Below are 19174 nucleotides of genomic sequence, written 5' to 3' on the forward strand. Positions count from 1 at the left end.
GTCGGTAGGCGGAAGCCCGGCCCGCCCCGATCGGCCATCCGTGTCTCCCGTCCCATCCACCGCGCCCCGACCGCGGTTTCCCCGCCTTTCCCGGCGCCCGATTCCGGAATTGATTTCGCATTCCCGCCCTCACCTCGGGCAACACCGTGTGGGTGGCGGTGCGAGCGTGGGGGACGACCCGTCTGGAGCAGTCGCGACACGCGGTCCGACGGAGTGATGAAGCCAAATGATCACCGTTTACACCCGCGTGAGTGACCCAACTGCTCCACAGTGGACATCCGCTACCAGCGGTGACGGGAAGAATCGATCAGGATGATCTTCAGGGGGACGGGCAAGCTTTCGACGTTAATCAATTGCGGGCCAGTTCGCCTCTCGCGCATCCGGCACGTAAGGGTTAGAAAACGTCCCCAACCGGTGATCGGGTGGCCTATCTCCGATACGGGGGGTATCGATTTACCCCGTCAGGTCTCGACGCCAGGAGGTAGGAATGAAAGGCAAGTTCGGGCGATCCGTCGCCCTGGTAGCCGCGAGCAGTCTGCTGGCGGTCGGAATGGCGGGGATCGCCTCGGCGAGCCCGGCGAGCCCGGACGGGGGCAAGGGTTCCTCCAGCACCCAGGCCCTCGCCGCGCAGGTGCTCCAGATGCGCGACGACCTGACCAAGGTGGCCTACGCGGCCAACGTCGGGGCCACGCGCGCCGACCTCGGTCAGCTGAGCCCCGTGCTCGCGGACATCGCTGCCGGGAAGCGCTACACCGTCCAGACCGACACCGAGCAGCTCGCCGGCCTGGCCAAGGGCCGGGCGGACGAGTCCAGCCGGCTCCTGGCCGACCCGACGGCCAAGGCCCGCCAGCTGCCGCCGCTCCCGGTGCCGATCCCGTCGCTGCCGGACCTGCCGGGACCGCTGAAGATCGTCAGCGACCTGGTCAAGGCCCTGCTGGCCGCCGTCACCGGGATCCTCGGCGGGCTTCTCGGCGGCCTGCCCGTGCCGCCGCTGCCGGTGCCACCACTGCCGGTTCCCGGCTCGTAGCCACCGGAAAACAGGGGGACCCGGAGCCCGGTCGCGGACATTCCTCCGCGCCGGGCTCCGGGTTCGTGGTGCCGGGCGTGAAGCAGCGCTGTCACCGGCCGACGTGAATGACTCATTCATGTCGTCAGGCGACATGAATGAGTCATTCACTACGTCCGGGCGGGGGAGAGAGCCGTGGCGGACGTACTCAGTCGCGTTTGGACAGACCCTGCCGCAGGGCGCCCGCCGTCTCGGCCAGCGCTTCGCGGAACCGGGTGCCCACCCCCGTGAAGTTGATGAACCCGTGGATCAGGTCCTCGTGCCGGCGCAACGCCACCTCGACACCCGCTTCACGCAGTTTCTCCGCGTACGCCTCACCTTCGTCGCGAAGCGGGTCGAAGCCCGCCGTGACGATCAGGGCCGGCGGCAGGCCGCTCAGGTCGTCCGCGCGCAGCGGGGACAGCCGCGGGTCGGTCAGGTCCGTGCCCGAAGGCACGTAGTGGCCCTCGAACCACTTCATGTGCACGTCCGTCAGGAACAGGTCCTCGGCGAACAGGTCCTGCGAGCGGTACCGCCGCGCGAAGTCCGTCGCCGGGTAGATCAGCAGCTGGAACGCCGGCGCCGGGCCACCGCGCCGCACCGCCTGCTGCGCCGTGACCGCGGCGAGGTTGCCGCCCGCGCTGTCGCCGCCGACGGCGATCCGCGCCGGGTCCGCGCCGAGGTCGCTCGCCTTCGCCACCGCGTACTCGAACGCCGCGAGCGCGTCCTCCGTCGCCGACGGGAACGGGAACTCCGGGGCCAGCCGGTACTCGATCGACAGCACCCGCACCCCGGCGTGCTTGGCCAGGAACCGGACGGCGTTGTCGTGGCTCGCGCGCGTGCCGATCACCCAGCCGCCGCCGTGGAAGAACACCAGCAGTGGCGACTTCTCGGGCAGCCCGGCCGGCGTGTAGAGCGTCGCCGGCAGGTCGCCATCCGGCGTCGGCACGGCGATCTCGCGCACCGAAACCGGCTCGATCGGCTTGCCGCTGACCAGGTGCCGCCCGACGTCGAGCAGGGCGCGCGACTGCTCGACCGACCCCTGCACCAGTTCGGCGCCGGACAGCTTCTGCAGCCGGAGCAGCAGCTGGGCGTCGAGCGCGAGCTCCTGGCCGTCGCGGCGCACCGGGCGCCCCGCGACCGCCCGCCGCAACGGCGTGGGCAGCCAGAACGCGAGCTGGGACGCCGCGGCCTGGGCGCGGACCGGGAGCGGGATCGCCATCGTTGCCTCCTGAGGGTCGCGAGGGACGTTACTCGTCAGTAGGTAACAGGTCCAGCTGTGACGTGGCCCTCGGTCCCAAACTCTGGATATCCACTTAAGTCGAGGGGTTAGCCTGAAAGACGTGACTTCAGCCAGGACGCTCAACGTGCTCGGGATCGGCGGCTCTCTGCGGGAGGGCTCCCAGTCCGAACGCGCGCTGCGGATCGCGCTCGAGGGCGCGGCGGAAGTCGGCGTCCGGACCCGGCTGCTCGCCGGGCCGGAACTGGTGCTGCCGTTCTACGACGCCGGCGAGCCGGACCGCGACGAGCGCGCCGCCACCCTCATCGAAGCCGTGCGGCAGGCCGACGGGCTCATCGTCGTCTCGCCGGGCTACCACGGCGCGCTGTCCGGCCTGGTCAAGAACGCCCTGGACTACGTCGAAGACCTGCGTGACGACCGCCGTCCCTACCTCGACGGCCGCGCCGTCGGGCTGGCCGCCGTCGCGTACGGCTGGCAGGCCGCGGTCACCACGCTGGAGCAGCTGCGCACGATCACGCACGCGCTGCGCGGCTGGGCCACCCCGCTGGGGGGTTCGATCAACTCGGCCGAGACCAAGTTCGACGAAGGCGGTGGCGCGTCGGACGAGAAGAGTGTCCGCACCCTTCGCCTGATCGGGCGGCAGGTCGCCGAATTCGCGGTGACGCGCGCCGCATGACGTTTCGCCCGGTGGCCGCCGGGTAATCGATCGACGTGATGCCTGCCATGTGGGGGCACTGTTCCGCGGGTGCGGGATGTTGTGTCCAGTGAGACGCTCGCTGTGGAGCGTCCGGGACAGAAGGCAGGCTGAGCATGGGGCAGGCGATCTACACCGCGGTGGCGACGGCGCGCGGCGACGGCCGCAACGGCGAGGTGACCTCGTCCGACGGCGTCATCGACGAGTCCCTGGCCATCCCGAAGGAAATGGGCGGCCCCGGCGGGGACAAGACCAACCCCGAGCAGCTCTTCGCCGCCGGCTACTCGGCCTGCTTCCACAGCGCCCTGCAGCTGGTCGCGCGCCAGGCCAAGGTCCCGCTGAACGGCTCGACCGTCACCGCGGAGGTCAGCGTGCTCAAGCAGGAGGTCGGGTTCGGCCTCGGCGTCGCGCTGAACGTCTCGCTGCCGGGTCTCGAGCAGGCCCAGGCCGACCAGCTGGTCGAGCAGGCCCACCAGGTGTGCCCCTACTCCAACGCGACCCGCGGCAACATCGAGGTCGCGCTGTCCGCCACCGTCTGACCACCCCTTCCGCACGAGTCCGAGGAAAGGATCCGCAGAGATGAGCAAGTCTCCGATCAAGAGCCCGCTTTCCGAGGCCGACAAGGAGATCACCGGTAACGCCCTGCAGGCGACGCTGGTCGACCTGGTCGACCTGTCCCTCATCGCGAAGCAGGCGCACTGGAACGTCGTCGGCGCGAACTTCCGCAGCGCGCACCTGCAGCTCGACGAGCTGGTCACCACCGCGCGCCAGTACGTCGACGAGGTCGCCGAGCGCGCCAACGCCATCGGCATCTCGCCGAACGGCAAGGCGAAGACCGTCGTCGAGAGCTCGGGCGTGCCCGAGTACCCCGACAACTGGCAGTCCGTGGAGTCCACGGTCGCCGCGATCGTCGACATCCTCGCCGCGCTCATCGAGCGGCTGCGCCAGCGCATCGACGAGACCGACAAGAGCGACCTCGTGACGCAGGACCTGCTGATCGAGATCACCCGCGCGCTCGAAGAGGCGCACTGGATGTGGCAGGCCCAGCAGGCCTGATTTTCCGCCACGAAAGGGCCGTTCCGGACGGAGCGGCCCTTTTTCGTCGGTGCCGGCCAGTACGTTCGGTGGCATGGTCTTGCATCAGGGGAACGCCGGCCGCCCGGAGCGCGCGGCCGGGACGAATCCGTTCTACGCCGGGACGAACCCGGCACTGGCGGCGGATTTCGTCATGCCGCACGACACTTTGCGCGACGACCCGCTGCCCCCGGACACCGCGCTGCAGCTCGTGCGCGACGAGCTGATGCTCGACGGCAACGCGCGGCTCAACCTCGCCACGTTCGTCACGACGTGGATGGAGCCGCAGGCGCGCGAACTGATGGCCGAGTGCGTCGACAAGAACATGATCGACAAGGACGAGTACCCGCAGACGGCCGAGCTGGAGCGCCGCTGCGTGAACATCCTCGCCGACCTGTGGCACGCGCCCGACCCGGCGGACATCATGGGCTGCTCGACGACCGGGTCGTCGGAGGCCTGCATGCTCGCCGGGATGGCGTTGAAGCGGCGCTGGTCGAAGCTCGGGCGCACGGGGAAGCCGAACCTGGTGATGGGCGTGAACGTCCAGGTGTGCTGGGAGAAGTTCTGCGAGTACTGGGAAGTCGAACCGCGGCTGGTGCCGATGGACGGCGACCGGTACCACCTGACGGCCGAGGAGGCGGTCGCGCGCTGCGACGAGAACACGATCGGCGTGGTGGCGATCCTCGGCTCGACGTTCGACGGCAGCTACGAGCCGGTCGCGGAGATCGCCGCGGCGCTGGACGACCTGGAGGCGCGGACCGGCTGGAACATCCCGGTGCACGTCGACGGCGCTTCGGGCGCGATGATCGCGCCGTTCCTCGACCCGGAGCTGGAGTGGGACTTCCGGCTGCCGCGGGTGGCGTCGATCAACACGTCGGGCCACAAGTACGGCCTCGTGTACCCGGGCGTCGGCTGGGTGGTGTGGCGCGACCGGGCCGCGCTGCCGTCGGAGCTGGTGTTCAACGTCAACTACCTCGGCGGCGACATGCCGACGTTCGCGTTGAACTTCTCCCGCCCGGGCGCCGAGGTGGCGGCGCAGTACTACACGTTCGTCCGGCTCGGCCGGGAAGGTTTCCGGGCGGTGCAACAGGCTTCGCGAGACGTCGCTCTGCACTTGTCCGCCGGAATCGCCGGGCTCGGGCCCTTCGAGTTGCTGACTCGCGGGGACCAGTTGCCGGTGTTCGCGTTCACGACCCGCGCGGACGCGGGGTTCGACGTCTTCGACGTGTCACGCCGGCTGCGCGAGCGGGGCTGGCTGGTGCCGGCGTACACGTTCCCGGAGAACCGGACCGATCTGGCGGTGCTGCGGATCGTCGTCCGCAACGGCTTCACGCACGACCTGGCGGACCTGCTGCTGGCGGATCTGGCCCGGGTGCTGCCGGAGCTGGCGAAGGAGGGCGGCCGCCCGAAGGATCCCGCGAAGGCGACCGCCTTCCACCACTAGTGCCAGGACTTGGCGCGGGCGTACTGGTCGGGCCACGGCACGTCCGCGCCGAGCAAGTTCGCCGCGCGCAGCGGCCAGTGCGGGTCCCGCAGCAGCGCGCGGGCCAGGAACACGACGTCCGCCTGGTCGTTGCCGATGATCTCCTCGGCTTGGTGCGGGTCGGTGATCATGCCGACCGCGCCGGTCGGGAGGCCCGTCTCCGTGCGGATCCGCTCGGCGAACGGCACCTGGTAGCCGGGGCCGACCGGGATGTCCGGGTTCGGCGTGTTGCCGCCGGTCGAGGTGTCGATCAGGTCGATCCCGCGCTCGGCCAGCAGCTTCGCGAGCCGGACGGAGTCGTCGATCGACCAGCCGCCGTCGGTCCAGTCGGTGGCGCTCAGGCGGGCGAAGAGCGGGACGTTCGTCGTCGCCCGCACGGCGTCGGCGATCTCCAGCGCGAGCCGGGTGCGGCCCTCGAAGTCGCCGCCGTAGCGGTCGGTGCGGGTGTTCGACAGCGGCGACAGGAACTGGTGGACGAGGTAGCCGTGCGCGAAGTGCAGTTCGAGCACGTCGAACCCGGTTTGGATGGCCCTCCGAGCGGCTTCCGCGAACGCTTCCGGCAGGGCTGCCACTTCGTCCGTGGTCAGCGCGCGCGGGGTGGCGTACTGGCCGAACGCCGTCGCGGACGGGCCGACGCTCTGCCAGCCACCTTCGGCGGGTGGGACGCTGCCGGGGCCTTCCCACGGCCGGTGCGCCGAGCCCTTGCGGCCGGCGTGGCCGAGCTGCATGCCGATGGCCGTGCCCTGGCCGTGCACGAAGTCCACGATCCGGCGCCACGCACCGGCCTGGGTGTCGTTCCAGATGCCGGTGTCCTGCGGGCTGATCCGGCCTTCCGGGACGACGGCGGTGGCTTCGGTCATGACGAGCCCGGCGCCCCCGGTGGCGAACTGGCCGAGGTGCACGAGGTGCCAGTCGCCGGGGACGCCGTCGGTGGCGGAGTACTGGCACATCGGCGACACCCACGCGCGGTTCGGCAGGGTCAGGCCGCGGACGGTGATCGGGCTGAAGAGTCGGCTCACGTCTTGGGTCAACGACACGTGCCCGGCGTCTCTTCCCGTCGCCCGGAGCTTGTACCGGCGGGTAACGTCGACCACATGGGTGTCGCTGCTGACGAACGCCAGGCCTTGAGCTCCCTGCTCGCCGAACTCGGGCCCGACGCGCCCACGTTGTGCGAAGGGTGGACCACGCGGGACCTCGCCGCGCACCTCGTCGTGCGCGAGCACCGGCCCGACGCCGCTCCCGGGATCGTCGTGCCCGCGCTCGCCGGGTACACGCGGAAGGTCCAGGACCGCTACGCCGCCAAACCCTGGGGCACCCTCGTCGAGCAGGTCCGGAAGGGCCCGGCGAAGTTCTGGCCGACCGCCGTCGGCCCGCTCGACGAGCTGACCAACACCGCCGAGTTCCTCGTCCACCACGAGGACGTCCGGCGCGCGCAGCCCGGCTGGGAGCCCCGGCCTGCCGACGCGACCCGGGACGCCGCCGCCTGGAAGTCCGCGCGGCAGGCCGCCAAGCTCAACCTCCGCAAGGCGCCTGTCGGCGTCACCCTCCGGACGAAGGACGGCCGCGAGGCCGCCGTCAAGACCGGGCCCGACCCGGTCACCGTCGTCGGCGAGCCCGTCGACCTGCTGCTGTTCGTCTTCGGCCGCGACGCCGTCAACCTCGACTTCGAAGGCGACGCCGCCGCGGTCACGAAGCTGCAGTCGGTGAACCGGGGGCTCTAGGCTGCGCGTCATGCCGATGATCAGCGTTGCCATGTTCCCCGGCCGCACCCCGGCCCAGAAGAGCGCCTTGGTCCGGGAGCTGACCGACGCGTTCGTCCGCACGTGCGGCGGCAAGCCGGAAGGCGTCCAGGTGACGCTCGTCGAGATCGGCGCCGACCACTGGGCCACCGGCGGCGTCCTGCACTCCGAGCGCTGACGCACGCACTTTCACGTGAAAGTGCGGCCCTGGGGGCGGCACTTTCACGTGAAAGTGCGGGGGGTGGGTCAGCGCAGGCCGAGCGCCCGCAGGGCGAAGTGGACCTCGATCGACGTCTGTTTGATCGTCTCCGCGATCACCAGCGAGCCGTGGCCCGCGTCGTAGCGGTAGAACTCGTGGTGCAGGTCGCGGCCGCCGAGCCGGTCGAGGTAGTTCTCGATCTGGCGGATCGGGCAGCGCGGGTCGTTGTCGCCGGCCAGCACGAGCACCGGCGCCGTCACCGCGTCGACGTACGTGATCGGCGAGCACTCCCGGTACACCGCCGGCACGTCCTCCGGCGAGCCGCCGAAGAGCGCGCGGTCGAACGAGCGCAGCTGCTCCATCTCGTCCTCGTACGCGGCGACGTAGTCCGCCACCGGCACCCCGGCGACGCCCGCCGCCCACCGCGTCGGCTGCGTGCCGAGCGCGAGCAGCGACAGGTAACCGCCCCACGAAGCACCGTTCACGACGCACTTCGCCGGATCACTGAGTCCACTTTGGACGGCCCAGTCGTGCACCGCGGCGACGTCCTCCAGCTCGGTCAGCCCCGGCCGGCCCTCGATGGCGTCGCGCCAGGCCGAGCCGTAGCCGGTCGAACCGCGGTAGTTGACCTCGACGACGGCGAATCCGGCGTCGAGCCAAGTCGCCCGATAAGCGGAGAAGCGGTCCTCGTCGGCCGCGTGCGGGCCGCCGTGCAGGGAGAACACCGTCGGCAGCGGCCCCTCCGGCGCGCCGGACGGCCGCGAGACCAGCGCGTGGATCCGCCCGCCGACGCCTTCGACGAACGCGTCGGTCACCGGCTCCGACCCCGGCGCGCGCTCGCCCGGCGGCTCCAGCAGCACCGAGTCGGTGCCGTCGGCGGTGCGCGCCCGGACCGCGGCCGGCTCGGCGGCACTGGACCACGAGTACTCGACCGTCCCGTCCGGACGGACGCCGGCCCCGCCGATGCGCCCGGCCGGCGTGTCCACAGAGGACAGTTCGGCCGAGTCGAGGTCGTAGCGGTACAACGAGCTGCGGCCTTCGTGGAAGTGGACGACGAGCAGGGCGCGCGCGTCCGGGTACCAGCCCGCGACGACTTCGCCGGGCAGGTCGAGCTCGATCTCGGTCTCGGTGTCCTCGCGGACGTCCCAGACGAGCAGCTCCTCGCGGCCCCGACGTTCGTGCAGCACCAGCAGGCGCTGGTCGCCGGGCAGCGGGGAGAACTCGAGGGCGGTCAGGCCCTTGCCCTCGCCGTCCCACTTCTCGGCGACGGTCCCGAACCCGTCGGTGGCGAGCACCCGCAGGGCGGGGTGGCGCGAGTCGCCGTGCTCGGAGTGGGAGATCGCGATCAGGCTCTCGTCGCGGGACAGCGACGCGATGCCGGCGTCGTCCGCGTGGTTGTAGAAGCGCCGCGTCTCGCCGCCGATCCGGGCGAACAGCTCGCTGCCGTCGTCGGTCGAGACGCCGACCGCGACGAGGTTCGCGCCGATCTCGAGGCCGGCCGGGTAGCCGTCGTGGACGTCCGGCACGGCCTTCTCGGGTTCGCTGCCCTCGGTCGCGGCGAAGGGCTCGCGCACCCACGAGCCGAACTCGTCGCCGTCGGTGTCGTCGAACCACCAGATCCATTCGCCGTCCGGGGACGGCGTCGCGTGCAGGGTGCCGTTCGGCCGGTCGGTGACGCGGCGGTGCTCGCCGGTCGCGCGGTTCCAGGCGTAGACCTCCCAGACACCGCTGGAATTGGAGACGTAGATGTTGGCGTCGGGGGCGTCGCGGGCCCAGTCGGGAGTGGAGATCCGCGGGGCGTGGAAGCGGGCGCGCCAGCGGTTCTCGGCTTCGGCGTCGTCGAACAGCCGGTCCGGGACCACCGCGGGCGGATATTGGTTCGCTGACTGCGTGCTCACCCCTCGATCCTGCCACCTTCTGGCCGTACTGTGTGCGGGGTGCTGGAGGGTTACGCGCCGGGCTACGGGCGAGACGCGGTTTCGATCATGTCCGCGCGCACGGCGGCGGAGCGCGCGACGTTCGCCCAGCCGCTGTTCAAGCCCGGGATGTGGGTGGTCGACCTCGGCTGCGGCCCGGGTTCGATCACGCTCGGCCTCGCCGCGGAGTCCCGGGTGACGGGCGTCGACCTCGACGCGGGGCAGATCGCGATGGCCCGCGACACCGCCCGCCGGGCCGGCAGGTCCACTGTGGACTTCCTGGTGGCGTCCGCGTACGACCTGCCGTTCGCCGACGGCAGTGTGGACGTGGCGTTTTCCCACGCGTTGTTCGAGCACCTGTCCCGCCCGCTGGACGCGTTGGCGGAACTGCGCCGGGTGCTTCGCCCCGGCGGCAGGCTGGCATTGTCCACATCGGACTGGAGCAAGGCGAGGCTGCGCCCGAAGACGGCGAACGTCGACGCGGCGCTGAGAGGGCACTACCTGCTGCGCCGGCAGGCGGGCGGCAACCCGTTCGCGGGCCGGGTGATCGCCGACCAGTGCGTCACGGCGGGGTTCACGGAGGTCGTGTCGAGAGCCCGCTACCGCTCGGACATGAGCTACCGCGACCTGGCGAAGTACGTGGAGTCGAGATTGGACGCGGCGCTCAAGGAAGAAGGCCGCGACCGCGACCAGCTGGCGAGCGCGGCGCGTTCGGCCTGGATGTGGACCCGCGGCGGCGACGGCGATTTCAGCCAGTGCTGGGTCGAGGTGACGGCAATGCGATAGCCGGGACGCACGGGGGTCCGGGGGCGAAGCCGCCCGGCGGGGTTTGGGGTTCGACCCCAAAAAACACCGAGAGGGCCGATGTGGTTGGCGCTTTCCGCCAACACACGGCCCTCTCGGTGCTCTCGTCGGGGTGGCGGGATTCGAACCCACGACCTCCTCGACCCGAACGAGGCACGCTACCAAGCTGCGCCACACCCCGAGGTACTGCTTAACGGGTCGTGGAGAAGTCTAGCGGACCGTGTCTCGGGCTTTTCGGGGGGCCGTCTTACGCGACTTCGGCGAGCCCGACCCGCGCGGGACCAGGGTCAACAAGCTGGCTTCCGGCGGGCACGCGAACCTGGCCGGCGCCCACGGCGACGTCCCCAGCCCGGCCGAAACGTGCAGCCACATGTGCGCGCCCCACCGCGACGCGCCTCGCGCCCGGCTGCGATCCAGCTCACAGTTCGTGACCAGCGCGCCGTAACCCGGGAGCCGGAGCTGGCCGCCGTGGGTGTGGCCCGCCAGGACCAGGTCGTAACCGTCCGTGGCGAACGTGTCGAGGACCCGCGGCTCCGGCGAGTGCGTCACGCCGAGGCGGACGGCCGCGCCGCTGTCGGCCGGGCCCGCGATGTCGGTGTAGCGGTCGCGGCGCAGGTGGGGGTCGTCGACGCCGGCCGCGAACACCGCCTGGCCGCCGACGTCGATCGTGCGGCGGACGTGCGTCAGGTCGGTCCAGCCGTGCTCGACGAACGCCGCGCGCAGGTCGCGCCACGGCAGCTGGACGCCGTGGATGCGCTTCTTCTTGCCCTTGGGCATCAGGTACCGGGCCGGGTTCTTGGGCTTCGGCGCGTAGTAGTCGTTGCTGCCGAAGACGAACAGCCCGGGCCGGTCGAGCAGCGGGCCCAGCGCGCGCAGCACCGACGGGACCGCCGTGCGGTGCGACAGGTTGTCGCCGGTGTTGACGACGAGGTCGGGGTTCAGCTCGTCGAGCGCGGCGACCCAGCGCTGCTTGCTGCGGTGGCCCGGCAGCATGTGCAGGTCCGAGACGTGCAGGATCGTGAAGGGCCGGGACCCGGGCGCCAGCACCGGGAGCTCGGCGGTGCGCAGGGTCCAGTGGCGCCGTTCGATGCCGACGGCGTAACCGAGGGTCGCGACGCCGAGCGCCACCGTCCCCGCGGCGAGGCGCTTCGCGGTCGCCCCCGACGTGCTTGTGTTACTGAGCGTGCTCACGAGGTCCAGGATACGTGCTCAACGGTTGGGTGAACTCGCCGCCGTTCCGGGGAACCTGCCGCTTAGCATTTGCGTCGGCCCGATAGACGGGATCTGAGCCGGGGGGCTTGGGGAGAACGATGGAGCAGTTCGGGCCGTACCGGATCGAGGGCCTGCTCGGCCGCGGCGGCATGGGCGAGGTCCACCGCGCCTACGACACCGCGCACGACCGCGTCGTCGCCTTGAAGCTGCTGTCCGGGCCGAACGCGGGCGACGAAGCCTTCCGCGCGCGGTTCCGCCGCGAGTCGCAGATCGTCGCGCGGCTGCGCGAGCCGCACGTCATCCCGATCCACGCCTACGGCGAGATCGACGGCCGCCTGTACCTCGACATGCGGCTCGTCGAAGGCAAGGACCTCAAGGAGCTGCTGGAAGACGGCCCGCTCGAGCCCGCCCGGGCCGCCGGGATCGTCGACCAGGTCGCGGGCGCGCTCGACGCCGCCCACGAAGACGGCCTGGTGCACCGGGACGTCAAGCCGTCCAACGTGCTGGTGACGAGCGCGGATTTCGTGTACCTGGTGGACTTCGGCATCGCGCGGTCGATGACGGCCGAGGGGACGTCGATCACCGGTACCGGCAACGTGATCGGCACGCTCGACTACATGGCGCCCGAACGCTTCGGCGACGCGCCGATCACCGGGCTCGTCGACGTCTACGCGCTCGCGTGCGTGTTCTTCGAGTGCCTCACCGGGCGGCGCCCGTTCCCGGCGGAGGGCGCGGCCGCGCAGATGGGCGCGCACCTGAACGCGCCGCCGCCGGTGCCGTCGCAGGAGCGGCCGGGCCTGCCGCCGGCGCTGGACGCGGTGGTGGCGCGCGGGATGGCGAAGAACCCGGCCGGCCGCTACCCGACGGCCCGGGCGTTCGCCGACGCCGTCCGGACGGCCCTCGCCGCGCCGGCGCCGCCGATGCCGACGTGGCAGCACACGACCCCGGCCCCGGCGCACCCGCCGACGCGGCCGGCCCCGCTGACCCCGCCGCGCCCGATGCCGATGCCGACCGCGCCTTCCGGAGGTCCGCCGACCGGGACGTACGCGGGTCCGCCGACCGGGCCGCGGAGCGCCCCGATCCCGGTGCAGCCGCAGCCGGCGCCGCAGGCGAAGTCCCAGCGGAACCGGTGGATCGCGTTGTGCGCCGCGCTGGCGGGAGTCGTGGTGGTGGCGCTGGTGATCACGTACGTGGTGACCAAGGACAAGACGACCCAGACCGGCGGCCCGGGCCCGATCACGCCCATGACCGTCACGGACTCCCCGCCGTCGACGCCGCCCGAGACGACCTCGGACACGACCGCGCCACCGTCCACTTCGGAATCGAAACCGGCACCCGACAGCAAGCTGTTCGCCGCGCTTCCCGCGGTCTACAAGCAGTACACGTGCGTGCCCGCCGCGCCGCCGCCCGGCGCGGCCGCGGCGGCCGAGTGCACGGACTCGAACGTCGGAGACGTCAAGATCGGCAACGTGGTGTTCCAGCAGCCAACCGGGGCGCGGTTCCTGCGCTTCGCGGACGCGGCGGCGATGGACGCGTTCTTCCAGGACATCGTGAAGACCCAGGGCCTCACCCGCAACGACGCCCAGGGCGCGTGCCGGCCGGACAAGTACCCGAAGATCTGGGGGACGTACTACCGCGCCGAGGTCCCGAACCCGATCCCGGGCGAGTACCTGACGTGCTTCCTCGGCGACCCGGCCCAGCTGGTCTGGACGGAGAAGAAGGAGCTGGTGGCGGGGATCCTCCTGTCCACCAAGGTGAAGGACAACGACGAGCTGGACAAGCTCTACCAGTGGTGGAACACCGAGATCCTGTCGGACATGCCGCAGAACTGAAGGAGGGCCCGCGGTTTCCCGCGGGCCCTCCTTGCCGAGCTACCGGGCGCCGCCGCCCATGTACTGCGGATCCGGTTGCGGCAGGGGCACCACCGGCTGGCCCGCCATGATGTTCTTCATCGCGCCGAACCACGTCCGGGCCGGGGCCTTGCCGCCGAAGATGTTCCCGGTGGGGCAGACCCGGACGGTGCCCGGTGCGTTGCCGTCGCAGATGCCGCCCTGGCCACCGCCGAACTTGAACGTCATCGCCGCACCCGCCAGCTGGGGCGTTCCGCCGACGAACGTCGCCGAGACGTTGCCCTGCGTCGTACCCGTCTTGCCGATGATCGGGCGGTCCCACTTCACCGCGCTCGCCGCGCCGGCCGACGTGCCGCCCGGCTGGTCGTCCTTGCTCATGCCGACCGCGAGGGTGTTCGCCAAGCCCTCAGGCACCGCCTGCTCGCACGGCGCTTCCTTGACCGGCACCGGCTGGCCGTTGCGGTCGGTCACGCCGGCGATCGGCGTCGGCGGGCACCAGACGCCGCCGGACAGGATCGTCGCCGCCACGTTGCCCAGCTCCAGACCGCTCAGCGGGCTGAAGCCCAGGGTGAACGCGCCGAAGCCCGGCCAGCTGCCCCTGGGGCCGTAGTACTCGGCCTGGCTCAGCCGCTTCTCGTCCTTGTCCGACTTCGGATCGACCGTGCCGCCGCCGGCGTTGCTCGCCATCGTGTCGCGCATGCCGAGCCGCCGGGCCATGTCGATGCCGGGCGCGGTGCTGCCGAGCCGGTCTTCGAGCTCGACGAACGCGGTGTTCGGCGACGTCGCGAGCGCCGTCTGCAGGGTCGCGCCCTGGGCGATCCGGCTGTAGTCACCGGCGTTGCCCACGCAGTACCAGCGCGACCGCAGCGGCGGTCCCGTCGGCGGGCAGTTGTTGCCACCACCGCTGAACACGTGGGACACGTAGGTGTCCGGTACCTGGACCGGCGAATAGATCCCCGCCACGCCCTTTTCGAGCGCCGCGGCCGAGGTGAAGATCTTGTACGTCGACCCCGCGCCACCGGTGTTGTAGACGCCGGTGGGCAGCGCGTACGTCGTCTGGCCGGCGTCCTGGTCCTGGCCGTAGTCGCGGTTCGCCGCCAAGGCGACCACCTCGTGCCGGTCCTTGCCCGGTCTGATCAGCGACAACGTGTTCGCCACGTACTTCTGGGTCTTGCCGACCTGCGTCTCCGCCGAGACCTTCGCCTCGTGGTTGGCGCGCTCGTCCAGCGTGCTCTTGATCGTGTAGCCGCCGGTGTAGAGCTGGTCCTTCGTCATCCCGCCCGCCTTGAGCAGGTAGTCCTCGACGTACTGGCAGAAGAACCCGGACTCCGGGCCGGCGCCGATGCAGTTGGCCGCGGGCTTCGCCGGGAAGTCCGGCACGACGCCCAGCGGCTCGCCCTTGAAGCGGTCGGCGTCGGCCTTGGCCAGCTTCTTGTTCTCCACCATCCGGTCGAGGACCAGGTTGCGGCGCGCGGTCGCCTTGTCCGCGTGCTTCCACGGGTCGTTGTTGATCGGGTTGTTCACCAGCCCGGCCAGCAGCGCGGCCTGCGGCACGGTGAGCTTCTCCGGGGTCGTGTTGAAGTACGCGTGCGCGGCGGCGCCGATCCCGTAGATCTGCCGGGAGAACTCGACGATGTTCAGGTAGCCGGCGAGGATCTGCTGCTTGGTCAGCTTCGTCTCGAGCTGGATCGCGATCCGCGCTTCCTTCAGCTTGCGGGCGATCGACTGCTCCTGGGCCTTCTTCTGGCCGACCTCGTCGTTCCGGTAGACGACGTTGATGAGGTAGTTCTTCACGTACTGCTGGGTCAGCGTCGAGGCGCCCTGCGTGTCGGCGCCCGTGCTGTTGCTGACGGCCGCGCGCAGCGTGCCCTGCCAGTCGACGCCGTGGTGGTCGTAGAACCGCTTGTCCTCGACCGAGACCAGCGCCCACTTCATGGCTTCGTTGATCTGGTTCTCGTTGATCGGGAGCCGGTACTGGTCGTACAGGGTCGCGATCGGCTTGCCGGTGCTGTCGGTGACCGTCGTCACCAGGGGCGGCGGGATGTCGGCGAGGTCGGAGGAGGTCTTCTCCACCGTCTCGCTGGCCTGGTTGGACATGACCCCGGCGGCCCCCACGACGGGGAAGAGCATGCCGGCGACGAGCACCCCCGCGAGCAGACAGAGGCCGATGAGCTTGAACAAACCATCCGCTTTTCGCACGAGGGCCAGGCTACCCGGGACGGGTCAGGTGCCGGTGACGCCGTGTCTTCGAGGGTGTGAATTCAGTGACAAAACCGACCCCCTTCGGTGACATCTGGTAACGGAAGGCATCCTGGGTCTCGACGGGGGGAACCGAGGGCCCCTACAGTCCGTCAACGTCTCACGAAGACAAGCCGACGGATGGATCAACGCGGGTGGGAGCTCGCTTGGTCCGAACGGCGGCACCGGCACCGGGGAGGTGCCCGGAACCGACGTGAGCAGAGGGAGACACGCTCGCGGGGGCAGGGAGCGCAGTGCCTTTCCCCGCTGGTGCGTCGATCACCAGGGTAGGGAGCTGGGGGTATGGAAACCAACCAGTCGAGCTGGCGAATCAACGCGTCCTGCCGGGACGCCGACCCGGACGGCCTGTTCGTCCGGGGCGCGGAGCAGAACCGGGCCAAGGCGGTCTGCATGGGCTGCCCGGTCCGGACGGAATGCCTCGCCGAAGCACTCGACGGCCGGATCAACTTCGGCGTGTGGGGAGGCATGACCGAGCGGGAGCGGCGGGCGTTGCTGCGCCGCCGCCCCGACGTGGTGAGCTGGGCGGACCTGCTCGACGCGGCCAAACGGGACGCGGAGGAGCGGGTCGAAGTCGGCTGAAGCCGTCGTGGGCGGCGCGGCCCTGCCGCCGCGTCCCCACGGCGCTTCTCTTACCGGGCCGGCTCGCCTCGGGAGCCGGTTCCGGGATGACGTGAATGACTCATTCATGTCGCCAGACGACAGGGCTCCGGCAAAGTCGTGGCCGCGTGGCCTGCCCGGCGTCGCGGCGATGTCATGAAAGGGTCGTTCATGTCGTCTGACGAGGTGAACGACCCGTTCATGACGTGCGGGCGACCGGATCGGCCGCGCTGACCTGACTTTGCCGGGACCCTGTCACCAGATGACATGAATGAGTCATTCACGTCATCTGGCGGCGGGACGGCTCAACCGGCGAGCTTCACGCCGATGTCGCGCAGGCCGTCGAGGTCGTGCACGTCACCGGCGAGCGCGGGCACCCGGGCCAGCGCCACCTCGGGGTGCGCCCGGGTGAACCGCGCCAGCAGCCGCTCCTCGCGCGCTGCCAGGCTGACCCGGTCCGCGTGCAGCCGCAGCACCGCCTCGGCCAACGGCGCGTTCTGCAGCGTCTCGGCCGCGGCCAGCGCCTCCGCGCCCGACAGCGATGCCAGCACCGGGTGCGTCCGGTTCGCGATCAGCCCGGCCAGCGGCATCGACTCCGACGACAGCCGCTCCACGAAGTAGGACGCCTCGCGCAGCGCGTCCGGCTCCGGCGCGGCCACCACCAGGAACGACGTCCCCGACGAGCGCAGCAGCTCCGCCGTCTTGCGGGCGCGCTCGCGGAAGCCGCCGAACATGCTGTCGAACGCCTGCATGAACGCCGACGCGTCGGTCAGCAGCTGGCCGCCGATGATCGTCGACACCGCCTTGGCGAACATCGAGAACCCCGCGTTGACGACCTTGCGCAGCCCCCAGCCGCCGGCCTTCGCCGGTCCCGTCAGGAGGCGGATCATCCGGCCGTCCAAAGCGGACGACAGCCGCGTCGGCGCGTCCAGGAAGTCCAGCGCGGACCGGCTCGGCGGGGTGTCGACGATGATCAGGTCCCAGTCGCCGGTCGCCGCGAGCTGGCCCAGCTTCTCCATCGCCATGTACTCCTGCGTGCCGGAGAACGACGTGGAAATGGTCTGGTAGAAGGGGTTCTTCAGCAGCTGCTCGGCGCGTTCCGGGCCGGCGTGCACGCGCACCATGTCGTCGAACGTGCGGCGCATGTCGAGCATCATCGCCCACAGCTCGCCCTTGGGCTCGAACCCCTCGACCTGCACCTGCTTCGGGTGGTTGCCGAGTACGCGCAGGCCGAGGGCCTGGGCGAGCCGCCGCGCGGGGTCGATGGTCAGCACCACCGTCTGCCGCCCGCGCTCGGCCGCGCGCAGGGCCAGCGCTGCCGCAGTGGTGGTTTTGCCGACGCCGCCGGAGCCGCAGCAGACGATCACGCGGCTTTCCTCGTTGTCGAGCAGCGCGTCGATGTCGATGGTGGTCACAACCGCACCCCCTGGTCGGTCAAGGCCTCGGCCAGGTCGTAGAGGGCCGCGACGTCGACGCCGTCGGTCAGTTCCGGCAGCTCCAGGGTCGGCAGGTCGGCCTCGGCGAGCTGCTCGCGCGCCCGCTGCTCGGCGGCGACCCGCACGGCGTGCTCGACGGTCTCGTCGACCAGCGCGTCCAGGGTCGCCTGCGGCAGCTTCAGCCCGGCCGTCGCGAGCCCGTCGCGGACGCGGGAGGCGTCGACGCGCCCGTCCGCGGCGGCGGTCACCGACCGCGCGGGCAGCCGCGGCGGCCGGACCCGGTTGACCAGCACCGCGCCCGGGCGCAGGTCGGCGCCGTCCAGCTCGGCCACGGCCTCGACGGTCTCGCGGACCGGCATCTCCTCCAGCAGCGTGGCCAGGTGGACCACCGTCTCGCCGGAGTGCAGCAGCCGCACGACCCCTTCGGCCTGGCCGCGGATCGGGCCGGTCTTCGCGAGGTCGGTGAGGGCCTTGGTGACGTCGAGGAACTTGACGACCCGGCCGGTCGGCGGCGAGTCGACGACGACGGCGTCGTAGGTGTGCCGCCCGTCGGACTCGGTGCGCCCGACGCACTCCTTGATCTTCCCGGTGAGCAGGACGTCCCGCAGGCCCGGCGCGAGGGTGGTCGCGAACTCGATCGCGCCCATCCGCCGCAGCGTCCGGCCGGCGAAGCCCAGGTTGTAGAACATCTCGAAGTACTCGAGCAGCGCGGCTTCGACGTCGATGTGCAGCGCGCGCAGCTCGCCCCCGCCGGGGACGGCGGCGATGCGCTGCTCGGCGTAGGGCAGCGGCTCGGTGTCGAAGAGCTGGGCGATGCCCTGGCGGCCTTCGACCTCGATGAGCAGCACGCGGCGGCCCTCGCGGGCGAGCGCGAGGCCGAGCGCGGCGGCCAGCGTCGTCTTGCCCGTCCCGCCCTTGCCGGTGACGAAGTGCAGCCGGGCGCGGGCAAGCTCGTCGGTCCAGCCGGCATGGGGAGTGGTCACTTCTTCACCCTAAATCAGCTCTCAGCTGGCCAGCAGCATGACGCTGACCGCAGCGGCGACCGCCGCGACCAGCACCCAGGCGACGAGCCCGGGCAGCACGGTGAGGGTGAGCACACCCACGACGAGCAGCAGCGTGAAGGTGATCACGCCGCCGAGCGCGACCTGGCCGGAGTTCTGGGTCCGGTCGCGCACCTTCGCCATCACGACGAGCACCAGGGGCAGCCCGGCCGCCGCGAGCAGCGCCGTCGCGATCACGCGCCACGTTTCCACGCGCCCACGCTAGCGGTCGTCAAAGCGCCCCAATGTGGCCTTGGTTGCGTCTCACGCACCGAAGGCCGCCTTGGGTGCGTCTGACGCACCGAAGGCCACATTGGGGCGCTTGGGGTCGGCGTGAGATGGACCACACTCCGGCGCGTCGCGCGCCGTTTTCCGGCGGCCGTCCCCGGTGGTCTTGCCCGCTTGGCTACGCTCCCGTTTCATGAGCGCCACCAAGTGGGAGTACGCGACCGTCCCCCTCCTGATCCACGCGACGAAGCAGATCCTCGACCAGTGGGGCGAGGACGGCTGGGAGCTGGTCACCGTGCTGCCGAACCCGAGCGGCGAGCAGCACGTCGCGTACCTCAAGCGTCCGAAGGGCTGACCC

General features: G+C 71.1%; 19 protein-coding genes and 1 tRNA gene. 11 read left to right on the forward strand and 9 right to left on the reverse strand.

Going from position 1 to position 19174, the window contains the following annotated elements; all coding sequences use genetic code 11:
- Positions 1–487: 487 nt before the first annotated feature.
- The gene (locus ABFJ78_RS05120; protein WP_436384513.1) at positions 488–1027 is read left to right on the forward strand and encodes a hypothetical protein; all 540 of its coding nucleotides are present in this window, start codon (positions 488–490) and stop codon (positions 1025–1027) included.
- A 187-nt stretch (positions 1028–1214) separates the two neighbouring features.
- Here the strand turns inward: ABFJ78_RS05120 and ABFJ78_RS05125 are convergent, their stop codons facing one another.
- On the reverse strand, positions 1215–2267 hold the full coding sequence (locus tag ABFJ78_RS05125) for an alpha/beta hydrolase fold domain-containing protein (RefSeq protein ID WP_436384514.1): 1053 nt from the start codon (positions 2265–2267) through the stop codon (positions 1215–1217).
- 145 nt (positions 2268–2412) lie between these two features.
- Here ABFJ78_RS05125 and ABFJ78_RS05130 point away from each other — a divergent pair, with 145 nt between their 5' ends.
- The 4 genes from ABFJ78_RS05130 (at position 2413) to ABFJ78_RS05145 (ending at position 5497) form a co-directional block, all read left to right on the forward strand.
- The gene (locus ABFJ78_RS05130; protein WP_436385385.1) at positions 2413–2961 is read left to right on the forward strand and encodes an NADPH-dependent FMN reductase; all 549 of its coding nucleotides are present in this window, start codon (positions 2413–2415) and stop codon (positions 2959–2961) included.
- Between the two features lie 134 nt (positions 2962–3095).
- Positions 3096–3518 carry an organic hydroperoxide resistance protein gene (locus tag ABFJ78_RS05135; RefSeq protein ID WP_285457651.1) on the forward strand — a complete coding sequence of 141 codons (423 nt, stop codon included), beginning with the start codon at positions 3096–3098 and terminating at the stop codon, positions 3516–3518.
- A 40-nt stretch (positions 3519–3558) separates the two neighbouring features.
- Complete coding sequence (locus ABFJ78_RS05140) at positions 3559–4035, forward strand: Dps family protein (RefSeq protein ID WP_436384516.1); 477 nt, start codon at positions 3559–3561, stop codon at positions 4033–4035.
- 73 nt (positions 4036–4108) lie between these two features.
- A complete protein-coding gene (locus ABFJ78_RS05145; RefSeq protein ID WP_436384517.1) occupies positions 4109–5497 on the forward strand; it encodes a glutamate decarboxylase in 1389 nt (462 codons plus the stop codon).
- Here ABFJ78_RS05145 and ABFJ78_RS05150 read toward each other — a convergent pair.
- Positions 5494–6555 carry an NADH:flavin oxidoreductase/NADH oxidase gene (locus tag ABFJ78_RS05150; RefSeq protein WP_436384518.1) on the reverse strand — a complete coding sequence of 354 codons (1062 nt, stop codon included), beginning with the start codon at positions 6553–6555 and terminating at the stop codon, positions 5494–5496. The genes ABFJ78_RS05145 and ABFJ78_RS05150 overlap by 4 nt on opposite strands.
- 75 nt (positions 6556–6630) lie before the next feature.
- Here ABFJ78_RS05150 and ABFJ78_RS05155 point away from each other — a divergent pair, with 75 nt between their 5' ends.
- Both ABFJ78_RS05155 and ABFJ78_RS05160 read left to right on the forward strand, forming a co-directional pair.
- A complete protein-coding gene (locus ABFJ78_RS05155) occupies positions 6631–7257 on the forward strand; it encodes a TIGR03085 family metal-binding protein (RefSeq protein ID WP_436384519.1) in 627 nt (208 codons plus the stop codon).
- 10 nt (positions 7258–7267) lie between these two features.
- Positions 7268–7453 carry a tautomerase family protein gene (locus ABFJ78_RS05160; RefSeq protein ID WP_086859558.1) on the forward strand — a complete coding sequence of 62 codons (186 nt, stop codon included), beginning with the start codon at positions 7268–7270 and terminating at the stop codon, positions 7451–7453.
- 68 nt (positions 7454–7521) lie between these two features.
- Here ABFJ78_RS05160 and ABFJ78_RS05165 read toward each other — a convergent pair whose 3' ends face one another.
- Positions 7522–9372 (reverse strand): prolyl oligopeptidase family serine peptidase, encoded by a 1851-nt coding sequence (locus ABFJ78_RS05165; RefSeq protein WP_436384520.1) that lies wholly within the window; start codon positions 9370–9372, stop codon positions 7522–7524.
- A gap of 39 nt (positions 9373–9411) precedes the next feature.
- Here ABFJ78_RS05165 and ABFJ78_RS05170 point away from each other — a divergent pair, with 39 nt between their 5' ends.
- Positions 9412–10176 (forward strand): class I SAM-dependent methyltransferase, encoded by a 765-nt coding sequence (locus tag ABFJ78_RS05170; RefSeq protein WP_436384521.1) that lies wholly within the window; start codon positions 9412–9414, stop codon positions 10174–10176.
- A gap of 125 nt (positions 10177–10301) precedes the next feature.
- On the opposite strand, the gene ABFJ78_RS05175 is transcribed toward ABFJ78_RS05170, so the two are convergent.
- Positions 10302–10375 (reverse strand) — tRNA-Pro (locus ABFJ78_RS05175).
- 29 nt (positions 10376–10404) lie between these two features.
- Positions 10405–11385 (reverse strand): metallophosphoesterase, encoded by a 981-nt coding sequence (locus ABFJ78_RS05180; RefSeq protein WP_436384523.1) that lies wholly within the window; start codon positions 11383–11385, stop codon positions 10405–10407.
- Between the two features lie 119 nt (positions 11386–11504).
- Here ABFJ78_RS05180 and ABFJ78_RS05185 point away from each other — a divergent pair, with 119 nt between their 5' ends.
- Positions 11505–13238: a protein kinase domain-containing protein gene (locus ABFJ78_RS05185; protein WP_436384524.1), complete on the forward strand. Its 1734-nt coding sequence runs from the start codon at positions 11505–11507 to the stop codon at positions 13236–13238.
- Positions 13239–13277: 39 nt separating this feature from the next.
- On the opposite strand, the gene ABFJ78_RS05190 is transcribed toward ABFJ78_RS05185, so the two are convergent.
- Positions 13278–15455, reverse strand: coding sequence for a transglycosylase domain-containing protein (locus tag ABFJ78_RS05190; RefSeq protein WP_436384525.1), 2178 nt, complete (start codon positions 15453–15455; stop codon positions 13278–13280).
- A 342-nt stretch (positions 15456–15797) separates the two neighbouring features.
- Here ABFJ78_RS05190 and ABFJ78_RS05195 point away from each other — a divergent pair, with 342 nt between their 5' ends.
- On the forward strand, positions 15798–16094 hold the full coding sequence (locus tag ABFJ78_RS05195; protein ID WP_086679223.1) for a WhiB family transcriptional regulator: 297 nt from the start codon (positions 15798–15800) through the stop codon (positions 16092–16094).
- A gap of 323 nt (positions 16095–16417) precedes the next feature.
- On the opposite strand, the gene ABFJ78_RS05200 is transcribed toward ABFJ78_RS05195, so the two are convergent.
- The 3 genes from ABFJ78_RS05200 to ABFJ78_RS05210 are packed head-to-tail and all read right to left on the reverse strand — an operon-like array spanning position 16418 to position 18801.
- Positions 16418–17527 carry an ArsA family ATPase gene (locus tag ABFJ78_RS05200; protein ID WP_436384527.1) on the reverse strand — a complete coding sequence of 370 codons (1110 nt, stop codon included), beginning with the start codon at positions 17525–17527 and terminating at the stop codon, positions 16418–16420.
- Positions 17524–18531, reverse strand: coding sequence for an ArsA-related P-loop ATPase (locus ABFJ78_RS05205; protein ID WP_436384528.1), 1008 nt, complete (start codon positions 18529–18531; stop codon positions 17524–17526). Before ABFJ78_RS05205 ends, ABFJ78_RS05200 begins: the two co-directional genes overlap by 4 nt.
- A gap of 21 nt (positions 18532–18552) precedes the next feature.
- Positions 18553–18801: a hypothetical protein gene (locus ABFJ78_RS05210; protein WP_436384529.1), complete on the reverse strand. Its 249-nt coding sequence runs from the start codon at positions 18799–18801 to the stop codon at positions 18553–18555.
- A gap of 208 nt (positions 18802–19009) precedes the next feature.
- On the opposite strand from ABFJ78_RS05210, the gene ABFJ78_RS05215 reads away from it, so the two are divergent.
- Positions 19010–19171, forward strand: coding sequence for a DUF4177 domain-containing protein (locus tag ABFJ78_RS05215; RefSeq protein WP_003068074.1), 162 nt, complete (start codon positions 19010–19012; stop codon positions 19169–19171).
- The last annotated feature ends 3 nt before the right edge of the window (positions 19172–19174 follow it).

The sequence above is a fragment of the Amycolatopsis sp. MEPSY49 genome (assembly GCF_051337345.1).
Taxonomy (GTDB): Bacteria; Actinomycetota; Actinomycetes; order Mycobacteriales; family Pseudonocardiaceae; genus Amycolatopsis.

Coding starts and splice junctions, on each gene's coding strand:
- ABFJ78_RS05120 (WP_436384513.1), top strand. CDS start 488: ATGAAAGGCAAGTTCGGGCGATCCGTCGCCCTGGTAGCCGCGAGCAGT.
- ABFJ78_RS05125 (WP_436384514.1), bottom strand. CDS start 2,267: ATGGCGATCCCGCTCCCGGTCCGCGCCCAGGCCGCGGCGTCCCAGCTC.
- ABFJ78_RS05135 (WP_285457651.1), top strand. CDS start 3,096: ATGGGGCAGGCGATCTACACCGCGGTGGCGACGGCGCGCGGCGACGGC.
- ABFJ78_RS05140 (WP_436384516.1), top strand. CDS start 3,559: ATGAGCAAGTCTCCGATCAAGAGCCCGCTTTCCGAGGCCGACAAGGAG.
- ABFJ78_RS05145 (WP_436384517.1), top strand. CDS start 4,109: ATGGTCTTGCATCAGGGGAACGCCGGCCGCCCGGAGCGCGCGGCCGGG.
- ABFJ78_RS05155 (WP_436384519.1), top strand. CDS start 6,631: ATGGGTGTCGCTGCTGACGAACGCCAGGCCTTGAGCTCCCTGCTCGCC.
- ABFJ78_RS05160 (WP_086859558.1), top strand. CDS start 7,268: ATGCCGATGATCAGCGTTGCCATGTTCCCCGGCCGCACCCCGGCCCAG.
- ABFJ78_RS05185 (WP_436384524.1), top strand. CDS start 11,505: ATGGAGCAGTTCGGGCCGTACCGGATCGAGGGCCTGCTCGGCCGCGGC.
- ABFJ78_RS05195 (WP_086679223.1), top strand. CDS start 15,798: ATGGAAACCAACCAGTCGAGCTGGCGAATCAACGCGTCCTGCCGGGAC.
- ABFJ78_RS05215 (WP_003068074.1), top strand. CDS start 19,010: ATGAGCGCCACCAAGTGGGAGTACGCGACCGTCCCCCTCCTGATCCAC.